Source organism: Pseudomonas sp. xss_2 (assembly GCF_043104195.1).
GTDB classification, from domain to species: Bacteria; Pseudomonadota; Gammaproteobacteria; order Pseudomonadales; family Pseudomonadaceae; genus Aquipseudomonas; species Aquipseudomonas urmiensis.
This window is the reverse complement of the sequence record NZ_JBICKL010000045.1, coordinates 120,271-135,148: the sequence shown is the minus strand read 5'-3', so window position 1 is coordinate 135,148 and position 14,878 is coordinate 120,271. Positions and strand designations below refer to the sequence as shown.

18 protein-coding genes are annotated in these 14,878 nt (G+C 57.6%); 5 read left to right on the top strand and 13 right to left on the bottom strand.

What is annotated here, in order from left to right; genetic code table 11:
* Positions 1-81: 81 nt before the first annotated feature.
* The gene (locus tag ACF8K2_RS08460) at positions 82-267 is read left to right on the top strand and encodes a hypothetical protein (protein WP_392464310.1); all 186 of its coding nucleotides are present in this window, start codon (positions 82-84) and stop codon (positions 265-267) included.
* A 57-nt stretch (positions 268-324) separates the two neighbouring features.
* On the opposite strand, the gene ACF8K2_RS08455 is transcribed toward ACF8K2_RS08460, so the two are convergent.
* The 5 genes from ACF8K2_RS08455 to arfB form a co-directional block, all read right to left on the bottom strand.
* Positions 325-2,763, bottom strand: a complete 2,439-nt coding sequence (locus ACF8K2_RS08455) for a membrane-bound PQQ-dependent dehydrogenase, glucose/quinate/shikimate family (RefSeq protein WP_392464309.1) — start codon at positions 2,761-2,763, stop codon at positions 325-327.
* A 509-nt stretch (positions 2,764-3,272) separates the two neighbouring features.
* Complete coding sequence (locus ACF8K2_RS08450) at positions 3,273-3,479, bottom strand: hypothetical protein (protein ID WP_392464307.1); 207 nt, start codon at positions 3,477-3,479, stop codon at positions 3,273-3,275.
* Positions 3,480-3,593: 114 nt separating this feature from the next.
* Complete coding sequence (locus ACF8K2_RS08445; protein WP_392464306.1) at positions 3,594-3,881, bottom strand: hypothetical protein; 288 nt, start codon at positions 3,879-3,881, stop codon at positions 3,594-3,596.
* Between the two features lie 89 nt (positions 3,882-3,970).
* Entirely contained in the window at positions 3,971-4,387 is a 417-nt protein-coding gene (locus ACF8K2_RS08440; RefSeq protein ID WP_392464304.1) for a hypothetical protein, read from the bottom strand.
* A 187-nt stretch (positions 4,388-4,574) separates the two neighbouring features.
* Positions 4,575-4,988, bottom strand: coding sequence for an alternative ribosome rescue aminoacyl-tRNA hydrolase ArfB (gene arfB / locus ACF8K2_RS08435; RefSeq protein ID WP_368971656.1), 414 nt, complete (start codon positions 4,986-4,988; stop codon positions 4,575-4,577).
* A 385-nt stretch (positions 4,989-5,373) separates the two neighbouring features.
* Here arfB and ACF8K2_RS08430 point away from each other — a divergent pair, with 385 nt between their 5' ends.
* Positions 5,374-5,658: a hypothetical protein gene (locus tag ACF8K2_RS08430; protein WP_392464303.1), complete on the top strand. Its 285-nt coding sequence runs from the start codon at positions 5,374-5,376 to the stop codon at positions 5,656-5,658.
* A 771-nt stretch (positions 5,659-6,429) separates the two neighbouring features.
* On the top strand, positions 6,430-7,077 hold the full coding sequence (locus tag ACF8K2_RS08425) for a hypothetical protein (RefSeq protein ID WP_392464302.1): 648 nt from the start codon (positions 6,430-6,432) through the stop codon (positions 7,075-7,077).
* Positions 7,078-7,210: 133 nt separating this feature from the next.
* Here the strand turns inward: ACF8K2_RS08425 and umuC are convergent, their stop codons facing one another.
* Positions 7,211-8,482: a translesion error-prone DNA polymerase V subunit UmuC gene (umuC, locus tag ACF8K2_RS08420; protein ID WP_392464300.1), complete on the bottom strand. Its 1,272-nt coding sequence runs from the start codon at positions 8,480-8,482 to the stop codon at positions 7,211-7,213.
* On the bottom strand, positions 8,472-8,900 hold the full coding sequence (locus ACF8K2_RS08415; RefSeq protein WP_392464298.1) for a LexA family protein: 429 nt from the start codon (positions 8,898-8,900) through the stop codon (positions 8,472-8,474). Before ACF8K2_RS08415 ends, umuC begins: the two co-directional genes overlap by 11 nt.
* Positions 8,901-9,004: 104 nt before the next feature.
* Here ACF8K2_RS08415 and ACF8K2_RS08410 point away from each other — a divergent pair, with 104 nt between their 5' ends.
* Positions 9,005-9,709 carry an SOS response-associated peptidase family protein gene (locus ACF8K2_RS08410; protein WP_392464297.1) on the top strand — a complete coding sequence of 235 codons (705 nt, stop codon included), beginning with the start codon at positions 9,005-9,007 and terminating at the stop codon, positions 9,707-9,709.
* Here ACF8K2_RS08410 and ACF8K2_RS08405 read toward each other — a convergent pair.
* Positions 9,701-10,495 carry a DNA adenine methylase gene (locus ACF8K2_RS08405; RefSeq protein ID WP_392464296.1) on the bottom strand — a complete coding sequence of 265 codons (795 nt, stop codon included), beginning with the start codon at positions 10,493-10,495 and terminating at the stop codon, positions 9,701-9,703. The genes ACF8K2_RS08410 and ACF8K2_RS08405 overlap by 9 nt on opposite strands.
* Positions 10,496-10,713: 218 nt before the next feature.
* Here ACF8K2_RS08405 and ACF8K2_RS08400 point away from each other — a divergent pair, with 218 nt between their 5' ends.
* Positions 10,714-10,914, top strand: a complete 201-nt coding sequence (locus ACF8K2_RS08400; RefSeq protein ID WP_392464295.1) for a DUF3606 domain-containing protein — start codon at positions 10,714-10,716, stop codon at positions 10,912-10,914.
* On the opposite strand, the gene ACF8K2_RS08395 is transcribed toward ACF8K2_RS08400, so the two are convergent.
* From ACF8K2_RS08395 to ACF8K2_RS08375, 5 genes are read right to left on the bottom strand one after another with little or no spacing between them, the layout of a single operon-like run.
* On the bottom strand, positions 10,868-11,452 hold the full coding sequence (locus ACF8K2_RS08395; RefSeq protein WP_392464294.1) for a lysis protein: 585 nt from the start codon (positions 11,450-11,452) through the stop codon (positions 10,868-10,870). The two genes, ACF8K2_RS08400 and ACF8K2_RS08395, sit on opposite strands and share 47 nt — an antisense overlap.
* Positions 11,449-12,000 (bottom strand): glycoside hydrolase family 19 protein, encoded by a 552-nt coding sequence (locus tag ACF8K2_RS08390; protein WP_392464293.1) that lies wholly within the window; start codon positions 11,998-12,000, stop codon positions 11,449-11,451. Before ACF8K2_RS08390 ends, ACF8K2_RS08395 begins: the two co-directional genes overlap by 4 nt.
* Positions 12,000-12,629: a hypothetical protein gene (locus ACF8K2_RS08385; RefSeq protein ID WP_392464292.1), complete on the bottom strand. Its 630-nt coding sequence runs from the start codon at positions 12,627-12,629 to the stop codon at positions 12,000-12,002. Before ACF8K2_RS08385 ends, ACF8K2_RS08390 begins: the two co-directional genes overlap by 1 nt.
* Before the next feature lie 47 nt (positions 12,630-12,676).
* Positions 12,677-13,099 (bottom strand): phage tail protein, encoded by a 423-nt coding sequence (locus tag ACF8K2_RS08380; protein WP_392464291.1) that lies wholly within the window; start codon positions 13,097-13,099, stop codon positions 12,677-12,679.
* A gap of 1 nt (position 13,100) precedes the next feature.
* Positions 13,101-14,876 carry a hypothetical protein gene (locus tag ACF8K2_RS08375; protein WP_392464290.1) on the bottom strand — a complete coding sequence of 592 codons (1,776 nt, stop codon included), beginning with the start codon at positions 14,874-14,876 and terminating at the stop codon, positions 13,101-13,103.
* Between the last annotated feature and the right edge of the window lie 2 nt (positions 14,877-14,878).

Sequence of the window (14,878 nt, the reverse complement as noted above, 5' to 3'; positions counted from 1 at the left end):
ACGCAGTTTCACTGGCTGGAATTGGCTGATACGGTCCGGATATTCCTACAACGGCATGGATGCCATCAGCCAGAGACAGACATGGAAACGTTCACTACTTCAGCGCTCGCCCTGCAAAAGAACCTGCTTACCTTGCGCCAACAGCGTGATCACCTGCGAGCGATGGGCAATGATGAACAAGCCGATAACCTTGAAAAAGTGATTGCCGGCATCGAAGCAACGTTAGGCCAGTTACAGGGCCCGTTGAAGCCACCGACCTTGCAATAGGCTCAGCCGCAGCAGGCAAAAATAATCCCCGCGAACGGGGATTATTGTCAGGCGTGCTTAGTGCTTGGATGCTTTGTCTGGTAGCGCATAGGCGATGATGTAGTCCCCCACATCAGGCGAATGGCTCATCCCACCCGCCGAGATCAGCACATACTGCTTGCCGGTTTTTGGCGATACGTAGATCAATGGCGCGGCCACGGCGCCCACCGGCAAGCGTGCCTTCCACACCTCTTTACCCGTGGCCGAATCAAGCGCGCGCAGGTAGTAGTCCTGGGTACCGGCGAAGAATACCAGGCCCGATGCAGTCGAGGTCGGCCCGCCCAGCGTCGGCATGCCCAGCGGGATCTGCATGTGGGTCTTGATTCCCAGCGGACCGGTGTCCTGCACGGTGCCCAGGGGCACCTGCCAGACCAGCTTCTGGGTATTTAAATCAATCGCACTCATGCTGCCAAACGGTGGCGTGTTGCATGGCACGCCCAGCGGAGACTGCAAGATGTCGATTTTCACCCCGCCGTAGATCCCCGCCACTTGTGGCCGAATGGTGCCCATGAAGCCAGGCACTTCATCGGTCGAGACCTTGAAGTTCTTGGTGTTTTCCTGGGTAACCAGCGACATCCGCAACGGCATGCGCATGTCATTGACGAACAGCATCCCGGTGTTCTCGTCGATCGAGATGCCACCCCAGTTCATCCCACCCAGCAAGCCTGGCCATTCGATGTAGGGCTTTTCGGTCGGAGGGGTAAAGGGCCCCACGTAAACCGAGTCCTTGAACATGATCCGGCAGTACAGTTGATCGAAGGTCGACACACCCCACATCGACTTCTCGGTCAGCGGCTCGGCGCCAATGACCGGCATCCCTTTGGAGTAAGGCTGGGTTGGCGACAAGTGCTCGCCAACAGCGGCTGGCGAAGTGGGCACCGGACGCTCCTCAACTTCGGTGACCGGCTCACCGGTACGCCGATCCAGGACAAAGATGTGACCCGTCTTGGTCGTCTGGATCAGCACCGGGGTCTTCACGCCCTGGGCATTGTTAATCTCGTAGAGCACCGGCTGCGACGGCAGGTCATAGTCCCAGACATCGTGGTGAACGGTCTGGTAAACCCACTTGGCCTTGCCGGTAGTAGCATCCACCGCCACCACTGCCGAACCGTACTTTTCCTTGGCCTGGTTACGATCACCGCCCCAGTAGTCAGGCGGGCCATTACCGGTAGGCAGGTAGACCAGGTTCAGCTCTTTATCGTAGGTCGGCACAGTCCAAACGTTGGGCGTTTCCAGGGTGAACTGGTGTTCGGCCTGGGCGGCATCCTCACGCTCTGGCGCACCGACATCCCATGCCCATACCAGCGCACCGCTGAGCACATCGAAGGCCCGCACCGCACCTGAAGGCTCCTTGGCAACGATATCGCGCACCCAGCCGCCAACCACCGTCAGATGGCCCATGACCACCGGCAGCGAGGTTGGGTGGTAGCGCTTGCTGTTCTCGGTCGGGCCCATTCCCTTCTTCAGGTCAACATAGCCGTTGTCGCCAAAGCCTGGGCAAAGCGCGCCACTGTGCGCATCCAAGGCAAACAGACGGGCGTCGACCGACGATACCAAGATGCGCTGGCGGCATTGCTGCTCATCGCCATAGGCAGCCTTGACCTGCGCGCTCAGGCTATCGTCCTTATCGATGTCGTAATAGCCGACACCGCGGCAGGTCACGTGCTCTGCACTTTTAGCCTGCGGATCGAATTTCCACAGTGGCGTACCGGTGTCGGCGTCGAGCGCGGTCACCAGGTTTTCTGGCGTGCAGGAGTACAGCACGTTGCCGATCTGCAGCGGCGTGTTTTCGTCTACACCTGCGCCAGCGCCGGTGGTTCTGCGGCCGGTTCTGTAGGTCCAGGCGACTTGCAGCTGGTTTACGTTGTCGGCAGTGATTTGCGTGTAGGGGGCAAACCGCGTGCCGGAAGCGTTGCGGCCAAAGAATTCCCAGTTTTCAGGAGCGCTAGCCAGCTCCTTGGCCACATTGGCACCGCCCGCCGCGGCCGGATTGAAAATTGCGCCATGCGGGTAGAATGCAGCGACGAACGTGGCCAGCAATGCCACCAACAGCGCAAAACCCACCCGATTGGCCGCACGCCGCGTGCTCAAGGAAACACTTGGCAGCGCAGAGCCGACCCACAGGCTCAAGGTCAGGATAATCGCCGGCACTACCAGACGGGGTAGCAGCTCCCAGTAGCTGAGTTGGCCGACTTCATACAGCGCCCAGACACAGGTCGCCAGGAAGATCGCTACAGAGAGCGCAATTCCCACACGTGCCCGCATCAAGAACAGCACCGCCAGCAGCAAATACGCCACGCCCGCGATCAGGTAGTAACATGAGCCACCCAGTGCAACCAGCTTGAAGCCGCCATAGATCAGCGCCAGCGATATGGCCAGAACGAGCAGGGCAAATAGCACCCTGGCGCTCGTGCGTAGCGGCGACGCTGCGCTTGGGGGGCGTTGGTCATCCGTCATGTTTCTTAAACTCCTTTGGTTAAATCAAACTGCTCGCGCCAGAGGCGAAGGGACTGGATCGACAGCGTTGGTCGACGACGCGCGAGGGGCTGATCAGCAGCTGAACATTCAAGTCCCGGATTGGACGTGCTTGGGCAGGGGCGAAACCAAGAGGATTTCGAGGGCCGGATCGAAATCGGCCAGAGGAAAGCCGCGTAAACAGATCAGCCTGGGCGAGGGACTGCTACCCCTGTTTGTTCAGCGCTCAACGGCGCTCGCTCGAAGGCTGGGGGCAGCGTATCGCCTCAGTTAGAGGGGATAAATCCAGAAGATTGAGAAGCAGTATTGGGGGAGATGTAACAATCCGTGTCAGCCGGATCATCCTCCCACGCGCAAAGCGCGGTTAAGCGCTAAACCTGTGGGAGCGGGCTTGCCCGCGAAGGGCCGCAAAGCGGCCCTAAAGCAGACGACACGGGACTTAAGTGAACAAGATTGCGCTCAAAAGGTGGACTCTATACAGGCCGCCCTAATCAGTTTGGCTGGATGCCTTTGATGAGTTGCAGCCGCATTGGATAGCCCTGGGCGGGCTGTACGACAGTTTCAGTTTCAACAGTCTGCACCACTTTGCCTTCAGCATCCTTGGTGACGGCAATCGTTTTACTGTAGGTGCTTTGAACAACGCAGCCGCTCATGACAGCACTGGTAGCGATGAGTGACAGAAAAAGCAGGTGTTTCATGTTGGCCTCAATCCTTGTGATTTGCGGCGCGCAATGTAGCAATATGCCACTATTCGGAAAAGGCGTTTTTTCGATCACGCGAATGCGAGCGTCAGCTGTCCCTTAGTGAAAATGTCAGCTGATCAATTTCAGCAGTGCGGCCAACAACCCCTGGGCTTGCTGCTTGTAGCCCTCCCGCCAGCAGTCTGCCCAGTCGACGGGCCGCCCGTGCTCGTCCCACTCGGCCAAGGCCAGGGCATTGACGATTTCCAGCTCGAACCAGAGGGCTTGCCAGGCGCAAGCATCCGGTACCAGCGTCGTGTCCTGCCATAGGAACTCGGTTTGAGCGACAAAGCTGGCCCAGGACAACACGTCCTCATCTGCTTGCCGCGCCAAGGTCATCAGTTGCGACTGGGTGATCATCGATCATGCTCTGGGGATACAAGTGGGGCTGGAGGGCGGTGATCTCGGTTCAGGCATACACCGAGAAGGCGTACCAGCGGGATGCAGGACTACTTGGCAGCGTACATCTTGCAGGTACCCTGCTCCACCGCCAGTGCCGACAACGGTGAGCCCGACAGCCTGTTAGCCATGTCATCGATTTGAGTCTTGCTGCCCGGTGCCGACCTCAGCGCCATGATCTCGGCCTTCAACGCATCGTCCATCGGTTCGTTGGCCAATGCGTTATCAACAGTGCCGTTCAACCCAGGAATGGCCTTGTTGCATACCTGCTCCATGGCGAGGATAGTCACGGCGGTTTTGTGATTTTCCGCCTTCGAATCGGCGAAGGCCGCATTGGCCATGCCCAAGGTAGCCAAGCAAAGCGAAACTGCGGTAATCCGTGCTGAAAACATTGGAAGCTCCTTTTCATCAATAGTGGACGATGCCTGAGGCAGTACCCTAGGTTCGGCATCGGGAAGATCGGACATCGAAAAGAACCGAAAGTTACAGTGAGCAGGAATCTGCGCTGACCTGCTGCCTCGCTGCAAGATTGATCATCCGTCTAACCTCAAGCTTTTGCACAGACGGTGTAGGAGATCGCAACCTACATTGCTCACTAAGGCGATATAGGCATTAGCAGAACTGAAACTTGCCAGCAACGTTGCACCACCAGCACTAGAACTCCACCTTGCCCCGACCAGCCTTTACAGTGCTGCGCCTGGCTTTTCCTTCGAGACGGCGGGTCTTGGAGCCAAGGGTCGGCTTGGTGGGGCGGCGTTTTTTCTCGGTCTTGCCGGCTGCAATGATCAACTCGGCAAGACGCGCCAATGCGTCAGTACGATTCTGCTCCTGGGTGCGGTACTGCTGGGCCTTGATGATCAACACACCGTCGCCGGTGATGCGACTGTCACGCAGCGCCAGCAGCCGCTCCTTGTAGAACTCGGGCAACGATGAGGCCGGGATGTCGAAGCGCAGGTGCACCGCGCTGGACACCTTGTTGACATTCTGCCCGCCCGCGCCTTGTGCGCGGATGTAGGTGAGTTCGATTTCGGCATCCGGCAGATGCACGTTATTGGAGATGGTCAGCATGACATGGCCCTTGTGATTGCCCCCATTATCACAGCCTCCGCCGGTCTTCCATAGGACAACACATAATTCTTGAGTCGGCGGGGAATTGACCATTGCTGGGGCTCATACAAACCCCAGAAACGCAAAAGCCCCGAATAATCGGGGCTTTTGCTGAAAAATATGGCGGAAGCGTAGAGATTCGAACTCTAGGATAGTTGCCCATCGACGGTTTTCAAGACCGTGCTATAAGCGCCCAATCCATGCGGTGTCAGCATCGAATTCGATTCCAAAACAAAGACGAAACGGCACGGCTACAGCCCGCATACTGCAAGGGTCGCCGTTTCAGTTTTGGAATCGATTTGTACGTCGGTAGAATTGCATTTTCATAACCTGCGGGAAGCTCACCATGGACATGAAGGCGCTCCAGCTGTTTCTCCTACCGTGGCTACGCGTTGACACCTGGCACACCCGACACCCGAACGATGAAGAACGCTTCCACCAGGCCCTGCACGTCACCTTCAAAGAGCTTGGCTACACGATCACCTACGAGCAGTTTTATGACGCCATCCACAAAGTGATCGCAGAGCGTCAGCCCGGGCACGAGCTGCACCGGATCAAATCGATTGAGGGGTATGCGCGCCGCGCAGAGGTTATCGGCTATTACCTCTTCGACGTGCGCAACTGCCAGTAATGCAGTAGTAGTGTGGCAAATCGACCTCAGGCGGTTCCGTTCGCGGCCTATGCGTCTAAGATATCTAATATGCATTGGCGAGTTTGGGCGTGTTAAACGCAGTAATTCCGATATGTACCCGGCGGGTCTTAGACAGCCGACCATCCCTCCCCCGCTTTCAGCCCACTATTATTCCCCCCTTCAATAGCTGTTCCCTGCCCTTCGCTTTCTGGGCACCCTTGCTTGCCAACGCACTCCACCGATACACACCGACGCCGTACCCCGGGTCACTAGAGGTGGAATGTATGACGTCGACATTGAGATCCGCCACCGATGTAGACTACGCGGTGTATGTTGAGCCCCCAAGAAAAACCATACCATTGACTTGTGCGTCATGCAGGCGCGGGATGGCGTGTGGCGATTGGAGATACATTAAACATCCATAACCGGATATTCGGACGGATGAACGGCTCACTATGATGGTCTCCGACATAAATGTTCGCCCTGTGTGGCTGTACCTTCTGCAGTTTTGGAAGAATGGATACACTGCGCTTTTGCTGCGAAACGACGAGGATATATAGCACATCATCATTGTAGAAGGTAACAGTGTCGTGTGGGCGGGCACAGGCGCGGCATTTGCTGAACAACAGCCCACAGAGCTTCTGCTCCCTCATTCAGTTTTTACGACTATCATGTATCTTCTCTAGCGTAGTCTTAATGTACTATAATACCCACGCCCTTCATCTGCAGGCCCTGTAATAGCCAATTAAACAGCCAGATCACGGTACAATTATGTTTGACGACCTTACCACCGCAATCAAAGCTCAGCTCTACGAGAGAGCCACCAGCCCTCTTCTTGGCTCGTTCATAGTCTCATGGTGTATCATAAACTATAAATTTTTATTGGTAATATTTTCCTCATTAACCGCAACAGAAAAAATAACGTACATAGAGCTTAATCTTTTTGCAACGCCAACCGATTACTTATTAAAAGGCTTTATAGGACCACTCACCGCCGCACTGGCACTTATAATTATTTACCCATACCCAGCCGCTAAAATTTACGAGATAGCCCGAACTCATCGAAAAAACTTAAAACTCATTCAAAAACGAATAGATGATGACACCCCCATAACTCGAGAGGAGGAAAAAATACTAAAAAAGAAACTAGCCAATGCTGAAATTGAGTTCGAGACTGAAATCAACCGAAAAAAAAACGAGATATCCTCACTCACATCAGAGCTAGACCAGCAGATTGAAAAAAACAATATGCAAGCATTGAAAATTACGGAACAGCACAAGGAACTTGAGACATCGAACGCCGCCATTGAAGAACTAAAGCGCGAACTCCTTGCCAAATTCAATGAGCACTGGCCACTAGTTGATAGTGTAGCTAGTCGAGCGAACCAAATACAAAAAAAAGACCCCAACAGCGAATAGCCGCAAGTAACTCATTGATTTAATTAGCAGCATGGAATATCAGAGTAGAGATTGCGCTAGATGCCCCATTTTTGGCCCGCACTCTTGCATCCGATTAATGTAGTGCTTCCATGTTTTGCATCAAACTCCCAGGTCAACGAACCTTCCATAGCTGATCAATCCTGGTTGTGTAGGAGCGACTCATCATTTCCTGGCGCATCCCCCAGTCGGGGGTGCGGGGGACCGTCGCCGTGTGCATCGTGCCTCTTCCATACTTGCCGTTGATCTCGTCCAGCACCGACATCAGCCGGTCACAGGCCACCGGCTGCGTGACCGCAAACAGATCATCAGTAAATTCGCCCGGCTGCCGCAGATCCAGCAACAGCACCTCTGCCTTGCTGTACCGGAAACCAGGCCGGTAGATCCGCTCAACCGACTCAGTTGCCGCCCGCGTGAGCAGCAGCGTGTCATTGGTGGGATACGGCAACTCCACCAGCACCCCTTGGGCGTAGCGTGCCTCATCGGGGTTGAACATGCCGGTGCGGATGCTCACCCGGATGCGCTTGCATACCGATCCCTGAGCACGCAGCTTTTCCGCTGCACGCGCGGCGTAGGTGGCCACCGCCTGCTTGATGGGAGGGATCTCGGTCAACCGCTTGCCGAACATACGGCTGCAGCAGATCTCCTGCTTCGGCGGGTCAGCCTCCTCGAGCTCGAGGCAAGGTGTTCCGGCGAGCTCCCTGGCCGTCTTCTCGACCACAACGCTGAACTTCTGGCGAAGCGTCCACGGATCAGCCTGGGCGAGGTCCATGGCCGTGCGGATCCCCATGGCCTCAAGGTGCGCGGTCATCCGCCTACCAATGCCCCAGACTTCCTTGACCTCGGTGTTACGCAGCACCCAGTCGCGCTTGAAAGGGTCACAGATATCGACCACGCCCCCGGTCTGCGCCTGCAGGCGCTTCGCGGTGTGGTTGGCCAGCTTCGCCAAAGTCTTGGTACGGGCGATTCCAACGCCTACCGGAATGCCGGTGCATCGCAAGACCTTGGCGCGCAGGTCACGGCCGAACTGGGTCAGACTGCCTTGGATGCCGGTGAGATCTGCGAAGGACTCATCGATCGAGTACACCTCAGCAGCCGGCACCATCGCCTCGATCAGTGACATCACGCGCTCGCTCATGTCGCCATATAGCGCGTAGTTCGAGGAGAACGCCACGATGCCATGCCGACGCAGCTTGTCCTTGACCTGGAAGTAAGGCTCACCCATTTTTACGAACGGCTTGGCATCGTAGGATCTGGCGATCACACAGCCGTCGTTGTTGCTCAAAACGACTATCGGCGTCTTGGCCAGATCAGGTCGAAAGACGCGCTCACAGCTCGCATAGAACGAGTTGCAGTCGATGAGGGCGAACACCTGGTCATTGGGCATGGTCGCGCACGCTGTAGCGAACTACGCCCCAGATCACCAGGTCGTCGCCTTCCATAACATGGCGAGGTGGATACGCGGGATTCTCCGACTGCAGGATCAGCACGCCGCTACGGCGATACAACCGCTTGCAGACCGGCTCACTGTTGATTGCTGCGATCACGATGTCGCCATGCTCAGCCTCACTGCTACGGTCTACGATCAGAAGATCACCGGAATAGATCCCCGCGCCCTGCATGCTGTCCCCTTCTACCTGAACCAGGTAGACATGGGGCGCACGGAGGTCGAACAGCTCATCGAGGGAAATATGCCGCTCAAGGTGATCCGCTGCAGGCGAGGGGAATCCCGCTGGCACGCGGAACGAGTACACGGGCAACAAGGCAGGGCCGCCCGTGGGCGTTCCAAGGAAGGTGATGGTCATGGTAGGCCGATCCAACTCAAACTGTATATTCATACAGTTAACTAGCAGGACTCATTCCGGTCAATACCAGGACGATGAGAAGCCGATTAACGTTGAGGTGAGTTATGTGCGGACGGTACTCGATCTACGACGCAATGGCTCACTACCTCCAGCAGTTGTCGCTGGATCTGGTGGTGATCAATGGCTACGACCATGAGCGGATCAACCGCTACAACGTCGCGCCTTCTACCCGAGTCGAGCTGATTCGACCAGTCGACGGCGGGTTGAGCGTAGATCGAGTGAAATGGGGATGGGCGCCCTTTTGGGCGAAAGGGAAGCGCCCCGACCCGATTAATGCGCGGGCCGAGACGGTGATGACGGGAAAGTTTTTCAAATCGCTGTGGCCAGGAGGTCGGGCTTTGGCGCCTTCGAATGGCTGGTTTGAGTGGATTCCGGATCCAGATGACCCGAAGCGCAAGCAGCCCTACTACATCACTGCCGCAAATGACGAGCCCTTGTATTTCGCGGCGCTAGCCAAAGTCCACCCTGGCCTAGAACCAGATGACCGGGATGGCTTCGTCATCATCACCGCAGCAGCTGATCAGGGGCTCGTCGATATTCATAACCGCAAGCCACCTGTTCTCACGCCCGAGCTTGCGCGCGAATGGATTGCCCAAGACACCACGCCCGAACGAGCCGCAGAGATCGTGCAGACGGGCTGCCGGCCTGCTGTCGATTTCAAGTGGTACCCGGTGAGCAAGCAGGTCGGCAATGTGCGCAACCAGGGCGAAGAGCTGATCGAGGAGATCCCGGCGCCGCCGCTAGAATAGCTGCCCCAGTCCTGCAGGTTGCCAGTTCATGATCACCAGCTCGCCTGTCACCTCAGCTTTGCCCTGCCGTTGGTTGGTGTTGCTGTAGCGAATATCTAGGCTCTCGAAGTGGAAACCATCGAACGCTCTGCGGATGTCCGGGTGATCGTTGATGCTCACCATCACCCTGCCCTTACAGCGCCGCATAAAATCAGCCATGCTCTCGTACTGCTCGAATGGGAAGTCGAGACCATAGCCCGCGGTCTGCCAATAGGGCGGGTCCATGTAGAAGAAGGTATGAGCCCGATCATAGCGCTCGGCGCAGTCGAGCCAGGACAGGTTCTCGACGTAGGTGCCGCAGAGCCGTTGCCAGGCGGCGGACAGGTTCTCCTCGATGCGCAGCAGGTTGATAGCCGGACCGGTGGTGGCCGTCCCAAAGGTCTGGCCGGTGACCTTGCCACCGAATGCATGCTGCTGCAGGTAGAAGAAACGGGCTGCGCGCTGGATGTCAGTCAGCGTCTCGGGCCGGGTCATCTTCTGCCACTCGAAGATCTGCCTTGAGCTGAGCGCCCACTTGAACTGGCGCACGAACTCTTCAAGATGGTTTTGCACCACTCGATAGAGCGTGACCAGGTCACCATTGAGATCGTTGAGCACCTCGACCGGCGCAGGCTGGGGGCGCATGAAAAACAATGCAGCGCCCCCAGCGAAAACTTCGACGTAGCATTCGTGAGGTGGAAAGAGAGGGATCAAGCGGTCGGCCAGGCGGCGTTTGCCACCCATCCAGGGAACAATTGGAGAGGTCATAGTTCGCAAGTCTTTACTGTATGAATAAACAGGTGTTAGGCTCGCCGCGCTTTGTGCACAGAGCAGGAGCCCAGGCTGGACTTGCAGGAATGGTCTGCGGGTTCGGTGGGCCGGGCTGGATGTTGACGCATCTGCCCGGCTCGCTCCTTTTACGACATTGACAATGCCCAACCCCATGCTTTGCTTGGTTCGATTAACACCAGCGGAGCGAGGCTGTCATGCCAGACGATTTGAACTACAGAGGTCCCGAAGATCGTTCGCGAATCAATATCCACCAGCCTCATGAACTGAGGTACTGGTCTAGGGAACTGCTCGTGACACCAGAGGAACTCATTGAAGCCGTACAGACTGTAGGCGTGAGTGTTCCCAAGGTTAGGATTTATCTGGTTCTAGTGGCGCAAGGGAAAGGGAAGTCCTGACATACGCCTGACAGGCCTTGAGCGCGATCAGTCCTCGGTCGCCTTCGTCGGTGATGGCGATAATTCGTTGCGCATGCGCTGGCTCAAGGTAGGCTCGTACGGCGCCATGTACCACGCCTCCGGCGCCGGGGGCTTCTCGCCCCCCACCGTCACAACCCTGGGCGGCAATGGTTCCGGCGTCGACAAGGACTGACAGCCGCACATCAGCAGTAGCAAGCCTGTCCCGCAAGCGAGCCTGAGTTTGTTGAGCATCGTTCATCTCCTTCCAGTGTGTTTGTGCCTGCTCCTGCAGGCGGCCCTCCAAGTCGCGCCGGGCGTCTTGCTGTGCCGCCAATTGGTCGAGCGCAGCTGCAGCCGCAGCCTCGCGCTCGCGGCTATGTGCTCGATCTTTCGCTGCCAGCTGCCGGTCGTAGTCCGCAGCCTGATCGGAAAACTGCTTGCCGTAGTCATTCGCCTGCCACAACCACGCTCCACGGCCACCCAAAACCAGGCCGAGCAGCAGGGCGAGCGCCGCTAGACGCCAACCCAAGGCATTCATTGCAGAACCTCCAGCGCCCGCTTGTAGAGCGCCTGGCGATCTTCCAGGCCATTGGTACCGCCATTGATACGCTTGGTGATCGCCAGGAGGTCACCCTTGTCAGCCAAGCTGTTCAGGCCATTTCGATGCCAAAACCACCCAGCCGACATCGATGCATAGACCGGATGCTCGAGCAACTCCGGCGTCGAGAGCAGCCGGCTGTCGCCGAACAAGGCCTCACTACAGGCTTCGTAATTGGCCCGTCCAGTCACCTGAATCAAGCCGCGCCCGCGATACTTCTGGCCATCACCATCGGCCTCGGGCGTGTTACCCAAGCGCTGAGCCAAACGGCCTGTGTCGTATTTCGCCAGGTATTGGTCGCCGCCCAGCTCACGTACGAAGCGCAGCTGGCCAGACTCGTGCCCGGTCTGAGCGATGAAGGCCGCCATGCGCAATGGAGTGATGATGCCGTGCTTGCCCATCGTGGCATTGAGCCCAGGAACAAAAACGCCGGCTTGGCGGCCGGCGTGGGGGAGGATCTGCAGCAGTTGCTTTTCGGTGATCGCCATTACGAGATGTCCTTGAACAGGTTGATTTCAAATGTCATGCCGGCCCACTGCCGGGAAAGGTCGCCGCTGTAATCCTCAGCCCAGTCTTTCGGCTCGCCCTTGAAGCCGATCTGAATCACCACAGCACGGGTTGGCGACCATTGCCATACGCCGTAGAAGCCGTAGTAGCGGCGACCGGTCTGTCTATGAATGGCCAGCAAGAAACGCCGGCCGCCCTGCCCTGGGCGATCCTCGACGTTCTCGTTGCCCCAGTAGCGGTAGTCGCATTCCGTTACGGGGCAGCCCAGTAACGGCGTAAAGCGCATGTTGTTGGCCGGGTTGCGCAGGGCCAGCCACCAGAACATCGAAAACCAATGATGTGCGCCAAGGCCAAAGGGGGCGTTCAGATGCCACCAGCCGCGCTTGTCGCCCAGCGCGCCGTCTCGATCGTTCGACCAAATCCACGCCCAAGCCGGTAACTTGATGAGGCACCAGTTACCCGGTGCTTGCGTGAACGGCACCCACAGGCTGCCCTTATGGATGAACGGCAGCGCCAAGGGCACCACCCAAAGCCCCAGCAGGATCAGAACGACGCGCACAGGGAAAAGCAGCGACCAATGGGCGGCCGCCCGGAATACGTGTTTGAGCATGGCAACCTCGAATTGCAGGAAAGAAAAAGCCCCGTCAGTGCGGGGCTTTATTGGGCTTGCTCAGCGATCCAGAGCGGCGCGATCGGCCGGTGCTCGATTGATGGAAAATGCTCTGACTGGGGCCATTCGCGCAGCTGCTGGATATAACTCAGCAACTCGGCATATGACGCAGGATCAATTGTTGTCTTCAATCCTAATTCGACCTCATCACGGTGACGATCTCGCATGGCGCAGGGAATGGCCAAAGCAGTGTCCCTCCACGCTCGCTCATTTTCGGCAAGCTGATCGGCGCTCAGCGGCAAGGTTGAGGCCAAAACAGGAAGGCCATCTTCACCCACGGCAAGCACCTGGCCTGCCAGCTGCCGATACATCTCTGCAGACACCTCAACACACGGATGCTCCAGCGCAGCGCCATATCGTCCGCCGATATAAAACCCCATAGTGGCAGGGCAAAACAGAATCTCAGTCACGTTAGTTCCCCACTGCGATATAAAAGACACCTTGGTTACCCGCTGGCTCCGACCCGGTCACAGCGTCAACCACCAAATCCAACTGCGATTGGCTTACCGGCGATGTATAAACGGAATAGTTACCGTTAATCAGCGCTGCGCCGACCCGCGTGCCTACGGCGCCGAAACAGCTATTTGCGAACGCTCGCGGCAAGGTTGCCCGCGCAGTACCCCCGTTAGTGCCGTTCGAGTTCACTTGAGCCGTACCCCATTGGATCGTCAGCCCGCCGAACCAGTCAGGGAAAACCACATAGCCGTTAGCGGCGATCAGGTAAGCCGAGCCGTAGCGCAGCTTTCTTGGGGTCACTGCCACATCATCCAGGGTGCCCGCATTCACCTCGGCGAGGGTGCCGACACGAAGCACGCCCAGCAGGCTTTCGGTCGCCTTAGCTGCAGCCGAACGCAGCGCCTGGAAGACCCGCAAAGGACTGCACCACTTGCCTTCTGTAGTGCCCGTCTGGGCTTCTTGCTGCGTGGCCTCTTGATCGCTTGTGGTTATGGATGACCAGAAAAGCGAATCACCTTGAACCGCGTACTGCCCCAGCCAGAACTGCCGCTGAATGCTTGACCCACCATTCTCAAAAGCCAGGTAATAGGTCCGATCGGGGCGCGGCGAAAGGGCGAACACAGCAAGAAGGTTATTCTTGCTCCCGGGCGGCGCTCCTGGAGTGGGAAACGTCGCGTCCAACCCGTACCCGTAGTAAGTGCCTGTAGGGTTCACGGTTTTGAAGTTGCCAAGGAGAGGGGCGGCAGTAGCGCAAAGCCCCAGATCACCCTGCTTGATAGCGTCAGTAATGCCATAGCCTGCCAGCGTCGTAGCAATGTTCGCCTTGGTGGCCAGCGCATTGACAATCGTGGTAGCGAAGTTGGGATCGTTATTCAGCGCCGTGGCCAGCTCTTTCAGCGTATCTAGAGCACCAGGCGCACCGGCGATCAGCGCAGTGATGGCGGCCTGCACAAACTCGGTGTTCGCCACCTGCTTGGAATTGGTGCCCGCTGCTGGAGTCGGTGTAGTAGGAACACCAGTTAGGGCCGGACTGGCCAAAGGCGCTTTCAAGGCCTGCGAAGCGTCGACTTGTGCCTGCGTGTACGCATCAGTGATGCCGTAGCCGGCCAGCGTGGTCGGGTTGGCTCCTGCCATCACACGTCCCTGCACGTCGACTGTCACCTGGCGATAGCTGCCAGCGGCCACGCCGGTTTTGCCAAACACCTTTGCAAACACCAGGGCGGTCGTGCCAAGGGTCGGCAAGGTGGTGTTCGCCAATTGCCAGATCGAACCGGCGTTGGCAGTACCGCTTTCGACAATCACCAGGTGACCCGGCGTGCATTCGGCACTCTCGTTGGCATCCAGGGCGCGGACCCAGGCGCCGGCCGTTACGGTGTAAATCCAGTTCTGCGCGCCGGCGGCCTGATCCTTCACCAGCACACGGTCACCCACCATGACGGCTACGCCGTCGATCGCTTGCGCGCCCGAGAGCGCTATTGGGCCGGTGGTAGCGACGCGCACCGTGCGTTTCACATCACTGGCCGCAATATTCTGGATCGCCTTCTGCAGCTGGCCCAGGTCGCTTTCGCTGGGCACCAGGCCGGCCGCCTTGATAACCGCCAGTAATTCGTCCGTGACCGCGTTACCCCAGGCCGCTGGGATCAACGAACCGGGCTGGCCGGTGCCGGTATTCTCGTCAACGAACTTGCCGCCGACCAAGCCCACGTTGGGCGTACTTTTCGGGTAATCCATTG